Genomic DNA, 350 nt, shown 5'->3' on the forward strand with positions numbered 1-350 from the left:
AGGCTGATTTTGGGTCTGGGACCTCGGCGGTTCTGGGCTTTATGGAAGCGGTTTGACGGATGGTGAGTTCGTCGGTTTTTTGACAATTGAATAATGAGAAAGAGAAACGTGGGCGGCGGAGCTCGCGAGGAACCTTAAGGGGTTCTTCGGAAAGAGACTTTGGCGGTCACGTTTATCAAGAGACAACACCAGTTTTCTCGATGGCAATCTTCGGATTGTTGTTGATTGAAGATGGGTGTGAGTTCTCGTCGATTCAGAGACGTGATTTAAGCCAATGATTGAATTCTCAACTTGAGAGTTTGATCCTGGCTCAGAACGAACGCTGGCGGCAGGCTTAACACATGCAAGTC

1 rRNA gene is annotated in these 350 nt (G+C 48.3%); it reads left to right on the top strand.

The window, feature by feature from the left end:
• Positions 1-287: 287 nt before the first annotated feature.
• A 16S ribosomal RNA gene (locus AC0C6X_RS30195) occupies positions 288-350 on the top strand; the annotation flags it as partial.

Source organism: Ensifer sp. VA4 (assembly GCF_055710065.1).